Raw genomic sequence first — 17,616 nt, 5'->3', positions numbered from 1 at the left:
CGCCATGTTCGCCTACTACCTCGACCTCGCCCTGCGCAGCTTCCGGCGCAACAAGGTGCTCACCGCGCTGATGGTGCTGGCGATCGCGCTCGGCATCGGCGCGAGCATGACCACCCTGACCGTGTTCCACGTGCTCTCCGGCGATCCGCTGCCGGACCGCAGCCATACCCTGTTCTACCCGCAGCTCGACCCGCAGCCGCGCGACGGCTACCGCGAGGGCGAGGAGCCGCCGAACCAGCTCACCCGCTACGACGCCGAGACGCTGCTCGCGGCGCGGCGCGGCACCCGCCAGGCGCTGATGACCGGCGGTGGCGTGGCGGTGCAACCGCAGGCCGGCACGTTGCGCCCCTTCATCGCCGACGCGCGCTACACCTCGGCCGACTTTTTCGCCATGTTCGACACGCCGTTCCTGCACGGCGGCGGCTGGGACAAGGCGGCCGACGATGCGCGCGCACGCGTGGCGGTCATCGCCAAACCGCTCAACGACCGCCTGTTCGGCGGCGGCAACAGCGTCGGCAGGACCCTGCGCCTGGACGACACCGACTTCCGCATCGTCGGCGTGCTCGACGACTGGCGCCCGGTGCCGAAGTTCTACGACCTCAACGTGGGCCGCAACGGCTACGGCGAGGCCGAACAGGTGTTCCTGCCGTTCTCGACCTCGCGCGAACTCGGTCTCGGCCGCAACGGCAACATGAACTGCCACGCCGAGCGGCCCGACGACATGCGCGATACCGACCTCGCCGCGCCCTGCACCTGGGTCCAGTTCTGGGTCCAGCTCGACACGCCGCAGCAGGTCGCCGACTACCGGGCGTTCCTCGCCAACCATTCGGCGCGGCAGCGCGCCGCCGGCCGCTTCCAGCGCCCCGACAACATCCGCCTGCGCAACCTGATGGAGCTGATGGAGTTCTACAAGGTCGTGCCGAGCGACGTGCGCCTGCAGCTGTGGCTGGCGCTCGGCTTCCTGCTGGTGTGCCTGATCAACACGGTCGGCCTGCTGCTGGCCAAGTTCCTGCGCCGTTCGGCCGAGATCGGCGTGCGCCGCGCGCTGGGCGCCTCGCGTCGCGCGATCTTCGCCCAGTGCCTGGTCGAGGCCGGCACGGTCGGCCTGGCGGGCGGACTGGCCGGGCTCGGCCTGGCCCAGCTCGGACTGTGGGCGGTGCGCCAGCAGCCGATCGAATACGCCGCACTCGCCCGGCTCGACGCCACGATGCTCCTGACCACCTTCGTCCTGGCGCTCGTGGCCAGCCTGCTGGCCGGGCTGGTGCCCGCCTGGCGCGCCTGCCAGGTCGCGCCCGCCATCCAGCTCAAGAGCCAGTGATTCCGCGTCCGGAGACCACCATGGACATTCGCCCCATCCTTTCGACCCTGCGCCGGCACCGGACCGCGGCCACGCTCATCGTGCTCGAGATCGCGCTCAGCTGCGCGATCATCTGCAACGCGGTGTTCCTGATCAGCGGGCGCCTGGCGCGCATGAACATGCCGAGCGGCCTCGCCGAGCAGGAACTGGTGGACATCCAGGTCAGCGGCATCGGCACCGACCAGAACGCGATGGCGCTCACCCGGGAGGACCTGGCGGCACTGCGGGCCGTCCCCGGCGTGGTGTCGGCGGCGCACACGAACCAGGTGCCGTTCGGCAACGGCTCCTGGAACAGCTCGGTCAACCTGCAACCGGACCAGGTCGGGGAGTCCCTCAACGCGACCCTGTTCCTGGGCGATGCCGCGCTGCGCGAGACTTTCGGCGTGCGGCTGATCGCCGGCCGTGATTTCCAGGACGGGGATTACGTGGACATGGACCCCGAGATGGGCTTTGGCGGGATCGAGGTCAATACCGCGATCATCAGCCGGGCCATGGCCGAGAAGCTGTATCCGGGCGAGAACGCCGTGGGCAAGGTGTTCTATTTCGGCGACCGGGAACCGATCACGGTCGTCGGCGTGGTGGACCGCCTGCAGCGTCCGTTCCTGTTCGCCTCGGATCCGACCGGCGGGTATTCGATGCTGCTGCCGATCCGGGTGCCGTACACGGTTGGCGGCCACTACATCCTGCGCACCACCCCGGACCAGCGCGAACGGGTGATCAAGGATGCGGTCGCGGCACTGGAGAAGAACAGCAATCGCCGCATCTTCCTGGAGCAACGCACCTTCGAGACCATGCGCGAGGCGTTCTACCGCCAGGACCGATCCATGGCCTGGCTGCTGGGCGCGGTGTGCATCGCGCTGCTGGTGGTCACCGCGCTCGGCATCGTCGGCCTGGCCAGCTTCTGGGTGCAGCAGCGGACCAAGCAGATCGGCGTGCGCCGCGCGCTCGGCGCGACCCGCGGCCAGGTCCTGCGCTACTTCCAGACCGAGAACTTCCTGCTGGCCACGCTCGGCATCGCCATCGGCATGCTGCTCGCCTACGGCATCAACCAGCTGCTGATGCAGCAGTACGAGCTGCCGCGGCTGCCGGCGTACTACCTGCCGGCGGGTGCGGTCGTGCTGTGGCTGCTCGGCCAGCTGGCGGTGCTGGGGCCGGCGCGGCGCGCGGCCGCGGTGCCGCCGGCGGTGGCCACGCGCAGCGTATGATCGCGGCGGCCCTGCGGTAGTCTTGGCCGATGCCCACCGTCCTCGTCATCGACGACAACCCCGCGGTCGCCACGGCGCTGGAGACGCTGTTCGCCCTCCACGAGCTGGACACGCGGGTCGCCGCCTCGCCCGAGGAAGGCCTGGCGCTGCTGGCCCGGGAGCCGGTGGACCTGGTGGTGCAGGACATGAACTTCCACGCCGACACCACCTCCGGCGAGGAAGGCGAGGCGCTGTTCCACGCGATCCGCGCCCGCCATCCGGACCTGCCGGTGATCCTGCTCACCGCCTGGACCCACCTGGAGTCGGCGGTGGACCTGGTCAAGGCGGGCGCGGCCGACTATCTGGCCAAGCCCTGGGACGACCGCAAGCTGCTGGCCACGGTCAACAACCTGCTCGAGCTGTCGCAGGCGCGGCGCGAACTGGAACGCCGGCGCAGTGGCGAACGCCGCCGGCGCGAGGCCCTCGCACGCCACTACGACCTGCGCGGGCTCGTGTTCGCCGATGCCGCGAGCGAGGCCGCGCTGACCCTGGCCTGCCAGGTCGCGCGCTCGGAACTGCCGGTGCTGATCACCGGCCCCAACGGCACCGGCAAGGAACGCTACGCCGAGATCATCCACGCCAACTCGCAGGTGAAGGACGGCCCGTTCGTCGCGGTCAACTGCGGCGCGCTGCCGGGCGAGCTGATCGAGGCCGAGCTGTTCGGCGCCGAGGCCGGGGCCTATACCGGCGCGAACAAGGCGCGCGAGGGCAAGTTCGAGGCCGCCGACGGCGGCACCCTGTTCCTGGACGAGATCGGCACGTTGCCGCTCGCCGGCCAGGTCAAGCTGCTGCGCGTGCTCGAGACCGGCCGCTTCCAGCGCCTGGGCAGCAACCGCGAGCGCACGGTGAAGGTGCGCGTGGTCAGCGCCACCAACGCCGACCTGCCGGCGCTGATCGCCGCCGGCCAGTTCCGCGAGGACCTGTACTACCGGCTCAACGCGATCGAACTGAAATTGCCGGCGCTGGCGCAACGCCCCGACGACATCCTGCCGCTGGCGCGGCACTTCCTGCCGCCGGGCAAGCGCCTGGGCGAGGGCGCCGAACGCGCCCTGCTCGCCCACCCCTGGCCCGGCAACGTGCGCGAACTGCGCAACACCCTGCAGCGCGCGGCGCTGCTGGCCCGCGGCGAGACGATCGGCACCGCCGATCTCGGCCTGTCTGCGCCGTCGCCCGCGCCCGTGCACGCCGTCACCGCCGACGAACCCGACCGCGCCACGATCGAGGCCGCGCTCGAGCGCGCCGGCGGCGTGGTCGCGCAGGCGGCGAGCGAACTCGGCCTGTCGCGCCAGGCCCTGTACCGCCGGCTCGACCGGCTCGGCCTGCGGCGCGGTTGAGCGATGCGCGCGTGGCGGCGGCTGCCGTTGAGCGTGCGCTTCGCGGCCCTGGCTGCGCTGTACCTGCTCGCCGGCGCCGCGCTCGCGGCCTGGCTCGCCACGCAGGTGCCGCAACCCTGGCTGGCTCCGCCGCTGGCCGCGGCGCTGCTGCTGCCGCCGCTGCTGCTGCACGTGCGGCGCGCATTCGCGCCGATGCGCGCCCTGTTCCGCGCCCTGGCCGGCACCGTCACCAGCTACCGCGACGGCGACTTCGGCTTCGGCCTGTCGTGGGAGACCCGCGACGAACTCGGCGAACTGGTCGCCGCGCACAACGCGCTCGGCGACGCCCTGCGCGAGCAGCGCCTGGCGCTGGTGCAGCGCGAACTGCTGCTCGACACCATGGTGCAGCACACCCCGGTGGCGATGCTGCTGCTCGATCCGCACCGCCGCATCGTGTACGCCAACCTCGCCGCGCGCAAACTGCTGGGCGAGGGCCGGCGCCTGGAAGGGCGCGCGTTCGACGACCTGCTCGCGCACGCGCCCGAGGCGCTGCGCGAGGCGATGGCGCGCGGCGGCGACGGCATGTTCAGCGTCGGCGACGAGGACAACGAGGACATCTACCACCTCGCCCGGCGCGGCTTCCGCCTCAACGGCCGCCCGCACGAGCTGGTCCTGCTGCGCCAGCTCACCGCCGAGCTGCGCCGGCAGGAAGTGCAGACCTGGAAGAAGGTGATCCGGGTGATCAGCCACGAGCTCAACAACTCGCTGGCGCCGATCGCCTCGCTCGCCCATTCCGGCGCCGAGCTGCTGCGCCGCGGCCAGCACGAGCGGCTGCCGAACGCGCTGGCGACGATCGAGGAACGCGCGCGCCATCTCGAGGGCTTCATCCGCGACTACGCGCGTTTCGCCAAGCTGCCGGCGCCGCGGCTGGAGCCGGTGGACTGGTCGCGCTTCCTGGCCCAGCTGCGCACCCAGGTGCCGTTCGCCTACGACGGCCCGGCCGAGCCCGGCGTGGCCCGCTTCGACGCCGCCCAGGTCGAGCAGTGCCTGCTCAACCTGCTCAAGAACGCGCACGAATCCGGTTCGTCGCCGGAGCAGGTGACGCTGGCGCTGCGGCGCCTGCCGGAGGCCTGGCGGGTGGACGTGCTCGACCGCGGCAGCGGCATGAACGAGGCCGTGCTCGCCAACGCGCTGCTGCCGTTCTACTCGACCAAGCGCCACGGCACCGGCCTCGGCCTGGCCCTGGCGCGCGAGATCACCGAGGCCCACGGCGGCCGCATCGCCCTGCTCAACCGCGACGGCGGCGGGCTGTGCGTGAGCCTGACCCTGCCCGCCTGAGGCGTCAGCCCTTCGGCTTCTTCTCCGGCCGCCGCCAGCCCTCGATCACCGTCTGCCGCGCACGCGCCACGCTGAGCTTGCCGGCCGGCGCTTCGCGGGTGATCACCGAGCCCGCGGCCACGGTCGCGCCCGCGCCGATCGTCACCGGCGCCACCAGCGCGCTGTTGGAACCGATGAAGGCGCCGTCGCCGATCGTCGTCGTCCACTTGTTGGCGCCGTCGTAGTTGCAGGTGATGGTGCCGGCGCCGATGTTGACCGTGGCGCCGATCTCGGCATCGCCCAGGTAGCTCAGGTGGTTGGCCTTGCTGCCCACCCCGAGCCGCGCGTTCTTGGTCTCGACGAAGTTGCCGATGTGCACACCGTCGGCCAGCACCGTACCCGGGCGCAGGCGCGCGAACGGGCCGATCGTGGCCGCGCCCTCGACCCGGACGCCGTCGAGGTCGCAGTGCGCGCGCACCTCGGTGCCGGGGCCGAGGACGACGTCGCGCAGGCGGCAGAACGGGCCGATGCGCACGCCGTCGGCGAGCTCGACCCGCCCTTCCAGGATCACGTCCACGTCGATCTCGACGTCGCGCCCCGCGCTCACCTCGCCGCGCACGTCCAGCCGCGCCGGATCGGCCAGGCGCACGCCCTGCGCGCACAGCGCCTGCGCCTGCCGCCGCTGGTAGGCGCGTTCGAGCCGCGCCAGCTGCCAGGGGTCGTTCGCGCCCTCGGTCTCCAGCGGATCGGCCACCGCCACGATCTCGGCGGCGCTGAATTCGGCCGCGGCCAGCGCGAACACGTCGGTGAGGTAGTACTCGCCCTGCGCATTGTCGTTCGACACGCCCGCAAGCCAGCGCTTGAGCGCGGTGGCCTCGGCCGCGATCACGCCGGTGTTGACCTCGCGGATGCGGCGCTGCATCGCGTCGGCGTCCTTGTGCTCGACGATCGCGGCCACGCGCCCTTCGTCGTCGCGCACGATCCGGCCATAGCCGGTCGGGTCGTCGAGCTCGGCCGCCAGCACCGCCAGCCGGCCCGGCGCGTCGAGCAGCCGGCGCAGCGTCGCCGCGGTGAGCAGCGGCACGTCGCCGTACAGCACCAGCACCACCGCGCCGTCGGGCACGTCCGGCAGCGCCTGCTGCACCGCATGCCCGGTGCCGAGCTGCTGCGCCTGCTCGACCCAGCGCAGATCGTCCTGGCCGGCGAACGCCGCGCGCACCTGCGCGCCGCCATGCCCGTACACCACGTGGATCGCCGCCGGCTGCAGCGCGCGCGCGGTCGCGATCACGTGCGCGAGCATCGGCCGCCCGGCGAGCGGCTGCAGCACCTTCGGCAGCGCCGACTTCATGCGTTTGCCCTCGCCGGCGGCGAGGATCACGACGTGCAGGGGGGCGGGCATGGCGCACTCCGGAATCGCGGCAACCGGCGCATTCTAGCCAGCGCGGTTGCTAGCATGCGCCGTGTCCGCCAGCGGCGGGCGCCGTCCATGCAGCACAGCCAGGGAACCGGAATCCATGAGCCTCATCCGGCAAGGCCGCCACTACCTCGCCATCGGCCTGGTGCAGTGGCTGGTGGACTGGGCGGTGATGGTCGGCCTGAGCCATGCCGGGATGCCGGTGGAGCCGGCCAACGTCGCCGGCCGGATCAGCGGCGCGGCGCTGGGCTACTGGCTCAACGGCGCGATCACCTTCGCCGGCGAGCACACCACGCTCGGCCGGGTGCAGTTCGCGCGCTTCGCGCTGATGTGGCTGACGGCGACCACGATCAGCACCTGGGCGATGGCCGGCATCGACGACTGGTTCGGGCTGAAGTGGGCCTGGCTGGCCAAGCCCGGCGTGGAGCTGCTGCTCGGCCTGTGCGGCTTCCTGCTCTCGCGGCACTGGGTGTACCGCCGCTGACGCCGCGCGCACGCCCGCAGGAAACGGAAACGCCGGCACGGGGCCGGCGTCTCCAAGGTGCGGCGCGGGCGCCGGCGCTCAGTGCTTGAGGGTCTTGCGCAGGCGCTCGAGCGCCTGCAGCTGCGCGGTGACCTCGGCCAGCTTGGCCTGGGCCTCGGCGATCTCCATCGGCTCGCCACGGCGGGCCAGGATGCGCTCGGCCTCCTCCTTGGCGGCGCGCACCGCGGCCTCGTCAATGTCCTCGGCGCGGACCGCGGTGTCGGCGAGCACGGTCACCACCGTCGGCTGCACCTCGAGGATGCCGCCGGAGATGGCGAAGTCGAGCTTCTCGCCGCCCGGCAGGGTGACCACGACCTTGCCCGGCTTGAGCCGGGTGATCAGCGGCGCGTGCTTGGGCGCGATGCCGAGCTCGCCCAGCTCGCCGGTGGCGACCACCAGCTCGGCCTCGCCGTGGAAGATCTCGGCCTCGGCGCTGACGATGTCGCAACGGATGGTGCTGCTCATGGGTCGCTTCTCTTCCGTTTCCCCCTCTCCCACTGGCGGGAGAGGGAAGCTTCATCAGGCCGCCGCCAGCAGCTTCTTGCCCTTCTCGATCGCCTCGTCGATGCCGCCGACCATGTAGAACGCCTGCTCCGGCAGGTGGTCGAGCTCGCCGTCCACGATCATCTTGAAGCCGCGGATGGTTTCCTTCAGCGGCACGTACTTGCCCGGCGAGCCGGTGAACACCTCGGCGACGTGGAACGGCTGGCTGAAGAAGCGCTCGATCTTGCGCGCGCGGGCCACGGCCAGCTTGTCCTCCTCGGACAGCTCGTCCATGCCCAGGATCGCGATGATGTCCTTGAGCTCCTTGTACTTCTGCAGCGTGGCCTGGACGCGGCGCGCGGTCTCGTAGTGCTCGTTGCCGATCACGTTCGGGTCGAGCTGGCGCGAGGTCGAGTCGAGCGGGTCCACCGCCGGGTAGATGCCCAGCGCGGCGATCTGGCGCGAGAGCACCACGGTCGCGTCGAGGTGGGCGAAGGTGGTGGCCGGCGACGGGTCGGTGAGGTCGTCGGCGGGCACGTACACGGCCTGGATCGAGGTGATCGAGCCGGTCTTGGTCGAGGTGATGCGCTCCTGCAGCACGCCCATTTCCTCGGCCAGGGTCGGCTGGTAGCCCACCGCCGACGGCATGCGGCCGAGCAGCGCCGAGACCTCGGTGCCGGCCAGGGTGTAGCGGTAGATGTTGTCCACGAAGAACAGCACGTCGCGGCCCTTGCCCGAGGCGTCCTTCTCGTCGCGGAAGTACTCGGCCATGGTCAGGCCGGTGAGCGCCACGCGCAGGCGGTTGCCCGGCGGCTCGTTCATCTGGCCGTACACCATCGCCACCTTCGACTCCTTGAGGTTGTCGAGCTTGACGACGCCGGCCTCGATCATCTCGTGGTAGAAGTCGTTGCCCTCGCGGGTGCGCTCGCCGACGCCGGCGAACACCGACAGGCCCGAGTGCTGGGTGGCGATGTTGTTGATCAGCTCCAGCATGTTCACGGTCTTGCCCACGCCGGCGCCGCCGAACAGGCCGACCTTGCCGCCCTTGGCGAACGGGCACATCAGGTCGATCACCTTGATGCCGGTCTCGAGCAGCTCGTTGGCCGCGGCCTGGTCGGCGTAGCTCGGCGCCGGGCGGTGGATCTCCCAGTGGTCGGAGGCATCGATCGGGCCGACCTCGTCGATCGGGTTGCCGAGCACGTCCATGATCCGGCCCAGGGTGCCGGCGCCGACCGGCACCGCGATCGCCTTGCCGGTGTTGACCGCCACCAGGTTGCGCTTCAGGCCCTCGGTGGAGCCGAGCGCGATCGTGCGCACCACGCCGTCGCCGAGCTGCTGCTGCACCTCGAGCGTGATCTCGGTGCCCTGCACCTTCAGCGCGTCATAGACCTTCGGCACGCTCTCGCGCGGGAACTCGACGTCGACGACGGCGCCGATGATCTGAACGATCTTGCCCTGACTCATGGTTTGGACCTCTGGACTCTGAATTCTGTAGCGACCGGGTCGCCGGTGGTTGTTCCTGGGATGTCCGCGCACCGGGCGCGGACCTTGCGATGGTGTCGGTTACACCGCGGCGGCGCCGCCGACGATCTCGGAGATCTCCTGGGTGATCGCCGCCTGCCGCGCCTTGTTGTAGATCAGGTTGAGCGTGTCGATCAGCTTGGTGGCGTTGTCGCTGGCCGCCTTCATCGCCACCATGCGCGCGGCGTGCTCGGAGGCCACGTTCTCCAGCACCGCCTGGTACACCAGCGACTCGACGTAGCGCCTGAGCACGTGGTCGAGCACGGTCTGCGCGTCCGGCTCGTACAGGTAGTCCCAGTCGTGGCGCGCGACCTGGGCCTCGGCCGGCGGCAGCGGCAGCAGCTGGTCGAAGGTGGCGCGCTGGGTCATGGTGTTGACGAAGTCGTTGTACACCAGGAACACCTTGTCCACCTTGCCGGCGCTGTAGGCGTCGAGCATGACCTTGATCACGCCCACCAGCTGCTCCAGGTGCGGCACGTCGCCGAGGTGGGTGACCGAGGCCAGCATGTTGACCTTGACCCGGCGGAAGAACACCGAGGCCTTCTGGCCGATGGTGACCACCTCGGCCTCCACGCCCTGCTCCTGCCACTGGCGCAGCTCGACCAGCAGCTTGCGGAACAGGTTGTTGTTCAGGCCGCCGGCCAGGCCGCGGTCGGAGGAGACGATGATGTAGCCGACGCGCCGGACCTCGGCGCGCTGCACCAGGTAGGGGTGCCGGTACTCGGGATTGGCCTGGGCGAGGTGGCCGATCACCTGCTTCATCGCGCGCGCGTAGGGGCGCGAGGCCTTCATCCGGTCCTGCGCCTTGCGGATCTTGGAGGCCGAGACCATCTCGAGCGCGCGCGTCACCTTGCGGGTGTTCTGCACGCTCTTGATCTTCGTCTTGATTTCGCGTCCGCCTGCCATGGGTCGCTCGCTTTCGGTTCGTCGTGGGGCGGGCCGCGGCCCGCCGTCGCGCGCGGGGTGGGCCGGAGCCCACCCTGCGGCCTTACCAGGTGCCGGTGGCCTTGAACTCCTCGATGCCCTTCCTGAACGCGGCCTCGATCTCGTCGTTCCAGTCGCCGCTGGCGTTGACCTTCTCGATCAGCGCGCCGGCGGTGTTCTCGAAGTGCGCGTGCAGGGCCTGCTCGAAGGCTCCGATCCGGTTCACCGGCACGTCGTCCATGTAGCCCTTGTCCACCGCGTAGATGGACAGCGCCTGGTGGAACACCGACATCGGCGCGTACTGCTTCTGCTTCATCAGCTCGGTCACGCGCTGGCCGCGCTCGAGCTGCTTGCGGGTGGCGTCGTCGAGGTCGGAGGCGAACTGGGCGAACGCGGCCAGCTCGCGGTACTGCGCCAGGGCGATGCGGATCCCGCCCGAGAGCTTCTTCATGATCTTGGTCTGGGCCGCGCCGCCCACGCGCGAGACCGAGATGCCGGCGTTCACCGCCGGGCGGATGCCGGCGTTGAACAGGTCGGTCTCGAGGAAGATCTGGCCGTCGGTGATCGAGATCACGTTGGTCGGCACGAACGCCGACACGTCGCCGGCCTGGGTCTCGATGATCGGCAGCGCGGTCAGCGAGCCGGTCCTGCCCTTCACCGCGCCGTTGGTGAACCGCTCGACGTACTCCTCGTTGACGCGCGCGGCGCGCTCGAGCAGGCGCGAGTGCAGGTAGAACACGTCGCCCGGGTACGCCTCGCGGCCCGGCGGACGGCGCAGCAGCAGCGAGATCTGGCGGTAGGCCACGGCCTGCTTGGACAGGTCGTCGTAGATGATCAGCGCGTCCTCGCCGCGGTCGCGGAAGTACTCGCCCATCGCGCAGCCGGAGTAGGCGGAGATGTACTGCATCGCGGCCGACTCGGAGGCCGAGGCGGCGACCACCGTGGTGTAGGCCATCGCGCCGTGCTCCTCGAGCTTGCGCACGATGTTGGCGATGGTCGAGTTCTTCTGGCCGATCGCGACGTAGATGCACTTCACGCCGCTGTGCTTCTGGTTGATGATCGTGTCCACCGCCAGCGCGGTCTTGCCGGTCTGGCGGTCGCCGATGATCAGCTCGCGCTGGCCGCGGCCGATCGGGATCATCGAGTCCACCGCCTTGTAGCCGGTCTGCACCGGCTGCGACACCGACTTGCGCCAGATCACGCCCGGGGCCACCTTCTCCACCGGCGAGGTGGCGGCGGCGGTGATCGGGCCCTTGCCGTCGATCGGCTCGCCGAGCGCGTTGACCACGCGGCCGAGCAGCTCGGGTCCGACCGGCACCTCGAGGATGCGGCCGGTGGTCTTGGCCACGTCGCCCTCGCGCAGGTGCTCGTAGTCGCCGAGCACCACCGCGCCGACCGAATCGCGCTCCAGGTTCAGCGCCAGCGCGTAGGTGTTGCCGGGCAGCTCGATCATCTCGCCCTGCATCGCGTCGGCCAGGCCGTGGATGCGCACGATGCCGTCGGACACCGAGGTCACGGTGCCTTCGTTGCGCGCTTCGGCAGCGAGCTTGACCTTCTCGATGCGGGCCTTGATCAGTTCGCTGATTTCGGACGGGTTGAGCTGGGAGGTAGCCATCTTCGTTTCCTGTAGGGCGGGTCTCGACCCGCCGTCGGTTCACGTTCGGCGGGCCGCGGGCCCGCCCCACGAATTCACATCAACTGGCGAGCACCGTCTGCAGGCGCTCGAGCTTGCTGCGCAGCGAGCCGTCGATCACCACGTCGCCGGCGTCGATCACCGCGCCGCCGATCAGGCTCGGATCCTGCGCGGTCTCGACCTCGATCTCGCGACCGAAGCGGCGGCGCAGCGCGGCCTTGATCTTCTCGATCTCGGCCGGGCCGAGCGGGGCGGCGGCGGTGACCCGGGCCTTGACCACGCGCTCGGCCTCCAGGCGCAGCGCCTCGAACAGGTCCGCGATCTCCGGCAGCAGCGCCAGGCGCTTGTTCTCGGCGAGCAGGGCGAGGAAGCGGCGCACGCGCTCGTCGGCGCCTTCCGGCGCGAGCAGCTCGACCGCATCCTCCACGCGCAGGGCCGGGTGGCCGAGCAGCGCGGCGACCTGCGGCTCGGCGGCCACGCGCGCGGCGAAGGTCAGCGCCTGCGACCACGCCGGCAGGGCGCCGGCCTCGCGCGCGAGCGCGAACGCGGCGCGGGCGTAGGGACGGGCGAGGGTCAGGGCCTGGCTCATCGCGCGGTCCTCAGAGCTGTTCCGCCAGCTCGTCGATCAACGCCTTGTGGGCGTTGGCGTCGATCTCGCGCCGCAGCAGCTTCTCCGCGCCGGTGACCGCGAGCAGCGCGACCTGGCGGCGCAGCTCCTCCTTGGCGCGGTTGGCCGCGGCCTGGATCTCGGCCTCGGCCAGCGCGCGCTGGCGCGCGGCCTCGGCGATGGCGTCGTTGCGGGCCTGGTCGATGATCTGGTTGGCGCGCTGGTGGGCCTGCTCGATGATCTCGTTGGCCTTCATCCGCGCCTCGCGCAGCGCCTCGTTGACCTTCTCCTGCGCCTGCGCCAGGTCCTTCTGGCTGCGGTCGGCGGCGGCGAGGCCCTCGGCGATCTTCTGCTGCCGTTCCTCGATCGCGCGCATCAGCGGCGGCCAGATGAACTTGACGGTGAACCAGATGAGGATCGCGAACGAGATCATCTGGCCCAGCAAGGTGATATTCGGATTCATGTCGTGCCCTGCGAATCGAGCGGCGCCGCGGCGGCGGCCGCGGCGCCCGGTTCCGGCGCGGACCCGGCGGCCCGCGCACCGGCTGGTGCCGCGATCAGCCCTGCAGCGCGGCCAGCAGCGGGTTGGCGAAGGCGAACATCATCGCCACGCCGACGCCGATCAGGAACGCCGCGTCGATCAGGCCGGCGAGCAGGAACATGCGGCCCTGCAGCATCGGCACGAGCTCCGGCTGGCGCGCGGCGGACTCGAGGAACTTCGAGCCCATGATGCCGATGCCGATGGCGGCGCCGATCGCGCCGAGGCCGACGATGATGCCGATGCCGAGGGCGGTGTAGGCCTGGACGAGAGCGGTGAATTCCATGGTGGATCTCCGAACGGTGGTTTCTGAAGGGTGTGGGACGGTGAAGCGGGAACTCAGTGGTGCTCGTGCGCCATCGCCAGGTAGACGACGGTCAGCACCATGAAGATGAAGGCCTGCAGCAGGATGATCAGGATGTGGAAGATCGCCCACACCGAGTTGAAGATCACGCCCGGCAGGAAGGTGATCCAGGAGGCGAACAGGCCGGCGATCAGCATGAACAGGAGTTCGCCGGCGTACATGTTGCCGAACAACCGCATGCCCAGGCTGACCGGCTTGGACAGGTACTCGACCACGTTGAGGAACAGGTTGGCCGGCGCCAGCACCAGCCTGGCGATCGGGTTGTGGGCGTGGAACGGCGCGGTGAACAGCTCCTTGGTGAAGCCCCAGCCGCCCTTGGCCTTGATCGAATAGAAGATGATCAACAGGAAGACCGTGATCGACATGCCGAACGTGGTGTTGATGTCGGCGGTCGGCACCACGCGCAGATAGGTGTGGTGGGCCACCTCCTCGCCGGCGACCCAGGCGACCAGGCGCCCGGGCAGGTCGAGCGGCAGCAGGTCCATCGCGTTCATGAAGGCGACCCAGACGAAGATCGTCAGCGCCAGCGGGGCGATGAAGCGGCGATCGCCGTGAAAGGTGTCCTTCACCTGGCTGTCCACGAACTCGACCACCATCTCGACGAACGCCTGCGGCTTGGACGGCACCCCGGCGGTGGCCTTGCGCGCCTGGGTCCAGAGCAGGAAGCAGGCCAGAAGCCCCAGCGCCAGCGCGATCACCCACGAGTCCACATGGAACGTGTACCCCGCCACTTCGGCGGTGTTGTGGGTGAGGTGATGGACGATGTATTCGGTCAGCCCGCCACTGCTCTGTTCAGCACTCACGCCGTCGTCCTCGTTCTCAACGCTGTCTTGCTGCGATCAACAGGGCCGCCGCGGCCAGCGCCGCACCGGCCAGCACCGGCAGGGGCGGCAAGCGCCACACGGCGATCGCCAGGTACAGCACGACGATCACCACGCCCCACTTCGCCGCCAGCCCCAGCAGCAGGCGCCCGAGCGCCGCACCGGCACCGGCGGGCCCGCCGCCGAACGCGCCCCAGGCCGCCAGCAGGCTGCCGAGGGCCATCGCGCTCCCGCCCGCCAGTGCGCCCAGCGCGGCGCTGGGTCCGAGCGGCAGGCAGGCCAGCGCCGTCGCCAGCGTCGCGGCGGCCTGCAGGGCCGCCACGCGCCGCGCCAGTCGCCGGCCCGCGGCGGCGGAGTTCAGCACGCGCGTATCCGGAAGGGTTGGCAGAGGGTTTGGAGCGACCCGACCCGACCCGACGATCAAAACCGCCCCGCGAAGCCGGAAAAGTATAGCAGTCGCGCTTTTTCGCCGGCAACCGCGGAAGGTCCCGGCGGAAGCCGCCGCTCATAGTCGCGGGCTATCGGAGCCGGACGAACAACCGGCTGCGGTGAATGAGCAGGCCTCGCGGCCGCGGCGGACTCCCCGCCCGGCCCGGAACTTCCGCGCGCGGCGCGGGTCTGTGGCGGAGCCTGCAGTCGTTCCGTCGTCCTCGTCGCTGCAGGTCGCAAGCCCCGGCGCGCGCGCCGGGGCTTCGTCTTCGTGGCGGGCCGTCAGGCCTTCTTCGGCAGGTACAAGTCGGTGATGGTGCCTTCGAAGGCCTCGGCGGCCATGCCGACCGACTCGCTCAGGGTCGGGTGCGGATGGATGGTGTGGCCGATGTCGGCGGCTTCCGCCCCCATCTCGATCGCCAGCGCGATCTCGGCGATCAGGTCGCCGGCGTGCGGGCCGACGATGCCGCCGCCGATCACGCGGTGGCTGGCCTCGTCGAAGACCAGCTTGGTGAAGCCCTCGGTGCGGTCCAGGCCGATCGCGCGCCCGCTCGCCGCCCACGGGAACCTGCCGACGCCGATCTTCAGGCCCTTCGCCTTCGCCTCGGTTTCGGTCACGCCGACCCAGGCGATCTCCGGATCGGTGTAGGCCACCGACGGGATCACCCGCGCGATCCACTCGCGCTTCTCGCCGGCCGCGACTTCCGCCGCGAGCTTGCCCTCGTGGGTGGCCTTGTGCGCCAGCATCGGATTCCCGACCAGGTCGCCGATGGCGAAGATGTGCGGCACGCTGGTGCGCATCTGCCGGTCCACCGGGATGAAGCCGCGCTCGGTGACGGTGACGCCGGCCCTGTGCGCGTCGAGCCTGTTGCCGTTGGGCGCGCGACCGACCGACACCAGCACGCGGTCGAACAGCTTCGCCTCGGGAACGCTGGCGCCCTCGAACGCGCAGGCGATGCCGGCCTTCTGCGCCTTCGCTTCGACCACCTTCGTCTTCAGGTGCACCGCCACGCCCTGCTTCTTCAGGCGGTCGGCGAGCGGCTTGACCAGGTCCGGATCGGCGCCGGGCATGAGCTGGTCCATCAGCTCGACCACGGTCACCTCGCTGCCGAGCGCGCGGTACACGGTGGCCATCTCCAGGCCGATGATGCCGCCGCCCACCACCAGCAGCCGCTTCGGCACCTCGGCCAGTTCCAGCGCGTCGGTGGAATCCATCACCCGCGGGTCGTCCCACGGGAAGCCGGGCAGCTTCACCGGCTGCGAGCCGGCGGCGATGATGCACTGCGCGAAGCGGATCAGCTGCGTGCCGCCCTCGCCCTGCACTTCCAGCTCGTGCGGCGAGACGAAGCGGCCGACGCCCTGCACCACCCGCACCTTGCGCTGCCGGGCCATCCCGGCCAGGCCCTTGGTGAGCTGGCCGACCACCTTCTCCTTGTAGGCGCGCAATGCGTCGAGCGCGACCTTGGGCTTGCCGAACTCGATGCCGTAGGCCTTGGCGTGCGCCGCCTCGTCGATCACCGCGGCCGCATGCAGCAAGGCCTTGGACGGAATGCAGCCGACGTTGAGGCAGACCCCGCCGAGGGTCGGATACCGCTCGACCAGCACCGTGTCCAGGCCGAGGTCGGCGGCGCGGAACGCGGCGGTGTAACCGCCGGGACCGGCGCCGAGCACGAGCATGCGGCACTCGAGGTCGGGCTTGCGGCCGGAGGCCGCCGCCGGCTGCGGCGCCGGCGTGCCCACCTCCGCCCGGGACGGGGGCGCGGGGGTGGCCTCGACGGGTGCGGCCGCGGCGGCCGGGGCGGACGCGGGCGCCGGGGCCGGGGCCGCGGCTTCGGTTTCCAGCTCCGCGATCACGCTGCCCTCGCTCACCGTGTCGCCGACCTTGACCCGCAGCGCCTTGACCACGCCGGCGGCAGGGGACGGCACCTCCATCGTGGCCTTGTCCGACTCGAGCGTGACCAGGCCCTGGTCCTGGCGCACGCGGTCGCCGACGTTCACCAGCAGCTCGATCACCGGCACCTGCGCGTAGCCGCCGATGTCGGGCACCTTCACTTCGATCGTCGCCATCCCGGCCTCCGGTTCAGAGCAGCACGCGGCGCATGTCCGCGAGCAGCTGCGCCAGGGTGGTGGTGAAGCGCGCGGCGGCGGCACCGTCGATCACGCGGTGGTCGTAGGACAGCGACAGCGGCAGCACCAGCCGCGGCACGAACTGCTTGCCGTCCCACACCGGCTTCATCGCCGACTTCGACACGCCCAGGATCGCCACCTCCGGCGCATTGACGATCGGGGTGAAGGCGGTGCCGCCGATGCCGCCGAGCGAGCTGATCGAGAAGCAGCCGCCCTGCATGTCGGCCGGGCCGAGCTTGCCCTCGCGCGCCCGGGCCGCCAGTTCCGCGGTCTCCTGCGCGAGCTGCAGCACGCCCTTGCGGTCCACGTCGCGCACCACCGGCACCACCAGGCCGTTGGGGGTGTCGGCGGCGAAGCCGATGTGGAAGTACTTCTTCAGCACCAGCTTCTCGCCGCTCTCGTCGAGCGAGGCGTTGAACTCGGGGTACTTCTTCAGCGCCGCGACGCAGGCCTTCATCAGGAACGCGAGCATGGTCAGCTTGATGCCGGCCTTCTCGTGCTCCTTGTTGAGCTGCACGCGCAGCGCCTCGAGGTCGGTGATGTCGGCCTCGTCGTGCTGGGTGACGTGCGGGATCATCGCCCAGTTGCGGGCGAGGTTGGCGCCGGAGAGCTTCTTGATGCGCGAGAGCTCGCGCACCTCGATCTCGCCGAACCGGGCGAAGTCCACCTTCGGCCAGGGCAGCAGATTCAGGCCGCCGCCGGCCGCGGCCGGCGCGCCCGCGGCGGCGCCCTGCATCACCGCCTTGACGTGGCGCTGCACGTCCTCCCTGGTGATGCGGCCGCCGCGGGCGCTGCCCTGCACCTGGTGCAGGTCCACGCCGAGTTCGCGCGCGAACAGGCGCACCGCGGGGCTGGCATAGGGCACGCGGTCGGGGAGCAGCTCCTCGGCGCCGAAGACGATCGGGGGCGTGCGCGGGGCGGCCTCGGGCGCGGCCGGAGGCGTCGGCGCCGGCGCCGCCACCGGTGCCGGCGCGGCGGGTGCCGCGGGAGCCGCCGGAGCC

The 17,616-nt window shown here is 71.0% G+C and carries 17 protein-coding genes; 5 read left to right on the top strand and 12 right to left on the bottom strand.

The window, feature by feature from the left end:
- Positions 1-4: 4 nt before the first annotated feature.
- The 4 genes from FPV26_RS06930 to FPV26_RS06915 are packed head-to-tail and all read left to right on the top strand — an operon-like array spanning position 5 to position 5,252.
- Positions 5-1,318: an ABC transporter permease gene (locus FPV26_RS06930; RefSeq protein ID WP_147653058.1), complete on the top strand. Its 1,314-nt coding sequence runs from the start codon at positions 5-7 to the stop codon at positions 1,316-1,318.
- A 20-nt stretch (positions 1,319-1,338) separates the two neighbouring features.
- Positions 1,339-2,562 carry an ABC transporter permease gene (locus FPV26_RS06925; protein ID WP_147653056.1) on the top strand — a complete coding sequence of 408 codons (1,224 nt, stop codon included), beginning with the start codon at positions 1,339-1,341 and terminating at the stop codon, positions 2,560-2,562.
- A 29-nt stretch (positions 2,563-2,591) separates the two neighbouring features.
- Positions 2,592-3,935 (top strand): sigma-54-dependent transcriptional regulator, encoded by a 1,344-nt coding sequence (locus FPV26_RS06920; protein ID WP_147653054.1) that lies wholly within the window; start codon positions 2,592-2,594, stop codon positions 3,933-3,935.
- 3 nt (positions 3,936-3,938) lie between these two features.
- Positions 3,939-5,252, top strand: a complete 1,314-nt coding sequence (locus FPV26_RS06915; protein ID WP_147653052.1) for an ATP-binding protein — start codon at positions 3,939-3,941, stop codon at positions 5,250-5,252.
- A gap of 4 nt (positions 5,253-5,256) precedes the next feature.
- On the opposite strand, the gene glmU is transcribed toward FPV26_RS06915, so the two are convergent.
- Positions 5,257-6,630 carry a bifunctional UDP-N-acetylglucosamine diphosphorylase/glucosamine-1-phosphate N-acetyltransferase GlmU gene (gene glmU, locus FPV26_RS06910; RefSeq protein WP_147653050.1) on the bottom strand — a complete coding sequence of 458 codons (1,374 nt, stop codon included), beginning with the start codon at positions 6,628-6,630 and terminating at the stop codon, positions 5,257-5,259.
- Between the two features lie 115 nt (positions 6,631-6,745).
- On the opposite strand from glmU, the gene FPV26_RS06905 reads away from it, so the two are divergent.
- The gene (locus tag FPV26_RS06905) at positions 6,746-7,129 is read left to right on the top strand and encodes a GtrA family protein (protein WP_147653048.1); all 384 of its coding nucleotides are present in this window, start codon (positions 6,746-6,748) and stop codon (positions 7,127-7,129) included.
- Positions 7,130-7,207: 78 nt separating this feature from the next.
- Here the strand turns inward: FPV26_RS06905 and FPV26_RS06900 are convergent, their stop codons facing one another.
- The 11 genes from FPV26_RS06900 to aceF all read right to left on the bottom strand — a co-directional run.
- Entirely contained in the window at positions 7,208-7,633 is a 426-nt protein-coding gene (locus FPV26_RS06900; protein ID WP_147653047.1) for a F0F1 ATP synthase subunit epsilon, read from the bottom strand.
- A gap of 54 nt (positions 7,634-7,687) precedes the next feature.
- Positions 7,688-9,115: a F0F1 ATP synthase subunit beta gene (atpD, locus tag FPV26_RS06895; protein ID WP_147653045.1), complete on the bottom strand. Its 1,428-nt coding sequence runs from the start codon at positions 9,113-9,115 to the stop codon at positions 7,688-7,690.
- 99 nt (positions 9,116-9,214) lie between these two features.
- Positions 9,215-10,078 carry a F0F1 ATP synthase subunit gamma gene (atpG, locus tag FPV26_RS06890; RefSeq protein WP_147653043.1) on the bottom strand — a complete coding sequence of 288 codons (864 nt, stop codon included), beginning with the start codon at positions 10,076-10,078 and terminating at the stop codon, positions 9,215-9,217.
- Between the two features lie 82 nt (positions 10,079-10,160).
- Positions 10,161-11,711 carry a F0F1 ATP synthase subunit alpha gene (gene atpA, locus FPV26_RS06885; RefSeq protein ID WP_147653042.1) on the bottom strand — a complete coding sequence of 517 codons (1,551 nt, stop codon included), beginning with the start codon at positions 11,709-11,711 and terminating at the stop codon, positions 10,161-10,163.
- A 79-nt stretch (positions 11,712-11,790) separates the two neighbouring features.
- Positions 11,791-12,318 (bottom strand): F0F1 ATP synthase subunit delta, encoded by a 528-nt coding sequence (locus FPV26_RS06880; protein WP_147653040.1) that lies wholly within the window; start codon positions 12,316-12,318, stop codon positions 11,791-11,793.
- Between the two features lie 10 nt (positions 12,319-12,328).
- Positions 12,329-12,799 carry a F0F1 ATP synthase subunit B gene (locus FPV26_RS06875; protein WP_147653038.1) on the bottom strand — a complete coding sequence of 157 codons (471 nt, stop codon included), beginning with the start codon at positions 12,797-12,799 and terminating at the stop codon, positions 12,329-12,331.
- A 94-nt stretch (positions 12,800-12,893) separates the two neighbouring features.
- Complete coding sequence (gene atpE / locus FPV26_RS06865) at positions 12,894-13,160, bottom strand: F0F1 ATP synthase subunit C (protein WP_147653036.1); 267 nt, start codon at positions 13,158-13,160, stop codon at positions 12,894-12,896.
- 53 nt (positions 13,161-13,213) lie between these two features.
- On the bottom strand, positions 13,214-14,041 hold the full coding sequence (atpB, locus tag FPV26_RS06860) for a F0F1 ATP synthase subunit A (RefSeq protein WP_147653034.1): 828 nt from the start codon (positions 14,039-14,041) through the stop codon (positions 13,214-13,216).
- 16 nt (positions 14,042-14,057) lie between these two features.
- Positions 14,058-14,423 carry an ATP synthase subunit I gene (locus FPV26_RS06855; RefSeq protein WP_181952581.1) on the bottom strand — a complete coding sequence of 122 codons (366 nt, stop codon included), beginning with the start codon at positions 14,421-14,423 and terminating at the stop codon, positions 14,058-14,060.
- A 347-nt stretch (positions 14,424-14,770) separates the two neighbouring features.
- Positions 14,771-16,555, bottom strand: a complete 1,785-nt coding sequence (gene lpdA, locus FPV26_RS06850; RefSeq protein WP_147653030.1) for a dihydrolipoyl dehydrogenase — start codon at positions 16,553-16,555, stop codon at positions 14,771-14,773.
- Positions 16,556-16,568: 13 nt separating this feature from the next.
- On the bottom strand, positions 16,569-17,616 hold a 1,048-nt coding region (gene aceF / locus FPV26_RS06845; RefSeq protein ID WP_147653028.1), incomplete at its 5' end, for a dihydrolipoyllysine-residue acetyltransferase.

Origin of the sequence: Vulcaniibacterium gelatinicum, assembly GCF_008033445.1 — a bacterium.
Taxonomy (GTDB): Bacteria; Pseudomonadota; Gammaproteobacteria; order Xanthomonadales; family Xanthomonadaceae; genus Vulcaniibacterium_B; species Vulcaniibacterium_B gelatinicum.
The sequence above is the reverse complement of the archived record's forward strand: the minus strand, read 5'-3'. Positions and strand labels throughout refer to the sequence as shown.

Excerpts from the sequence above, each read along its gene's own strand:
- FPV26_RS06920 (WP_147653054.1), top strand. The coding sequence starts at position 2,592 with ATGCCCACCGTCCTCGTCATCGACGACAACCCCGCGGTCGCCACGGCG.
- FPV26_RS06915 (WP_147653052.1), top strand. The coding sequence starts at position 3,939 with ATGCGCGCGTGGCGGCGGCTGCCGTTGAGCGTGCGCTTCGCGGCCCTG.
- atpE (WP_147653036.1), bottom strand. The coding sequence starts at position 13,160 with ATGGAATTCACCGCTCTCGTCCAGGCCTACACCGCCCTCGGCATCGGC.
- lpdA (WP_147653030.1), bottom strand. The coding sequence starts at position 16,555 with ATGGCGACGATCGAAGTGAAGGTGCCCGACATCGGCGGCTACGCGCAG.
- FPV26_RS06900 (WP_147653047.1), bottom strand. The coding sequence starts at position 7,633 with ATGAGCAGCACCATCCGTTGCGACATCGTCAGCGCCGAGGCCGAGATC.
- FPV26_RS06880 (WP_147653040.1), bottom strand. The coding sequence starts at position 12,318 with ATGAGCCAGGCCCTGACCCTCGCCCGTCCCTACGCCCGCGCCGCGTTC.
- FPV26_RS06930 (WP_147653058.1), top strand. The coding sequence starts at position 5 with ATGTTCGCCTACTACCTCGACCTCGCCCTGCGCAGCTTCCGGCGCAAC.
- atpD (WP_147653045.1), bottom strand. The coding sequence starts at position 9,115 with ATGAGTCAGGGCAAGATCGTTCAGATCATCGGCGCCGTCGTCGACGTC.
- glmU (WP_147653050.1), bottom strand. The coding sequence starts at position 6,630 with ATGCCCGCCCCCCTGCACGTCGTGATCCTCGCCGCCGGCGAGGGCAAA.
- FPV26_RS06925 (WP_147653056.1), top strand. The coding sequence starts at position 1,339 with ATGGACATTCGCCCCATCCTTTCGACCCTGCGCCGGCACCGGACCGCG.
- atpG (WP_147653043.1), bottom strand. The coding sequence starts at position 10,078 with ATGGCAGGCGGACGCGAAATCAAGACGAAGATCAAGAGCGTGCAGAAC.
- FPV26_RS06875 (WP_147653038.1), bottom strand. The coding sequence starts at position 12,799 with ATGAATCCGAATATCACCTTGCTGGGCCAGATGATCTCGTTCGCGATC.
- FPV26_RS06905 (WP_147653048.1), top strand. The coding sequence starts at position 6,746 with ATGAGCCTCATCCGGCAAGGCCGCCACTACCTCGCCATCGGCCTGGTG.
- atpA (WP_147653042.1), bottom strand. The coding sequence starts at position 11,711 with ATGGCTACCTCCCAGCTCAACCCGTCCGAAATCAGCGAACTGATCAAG.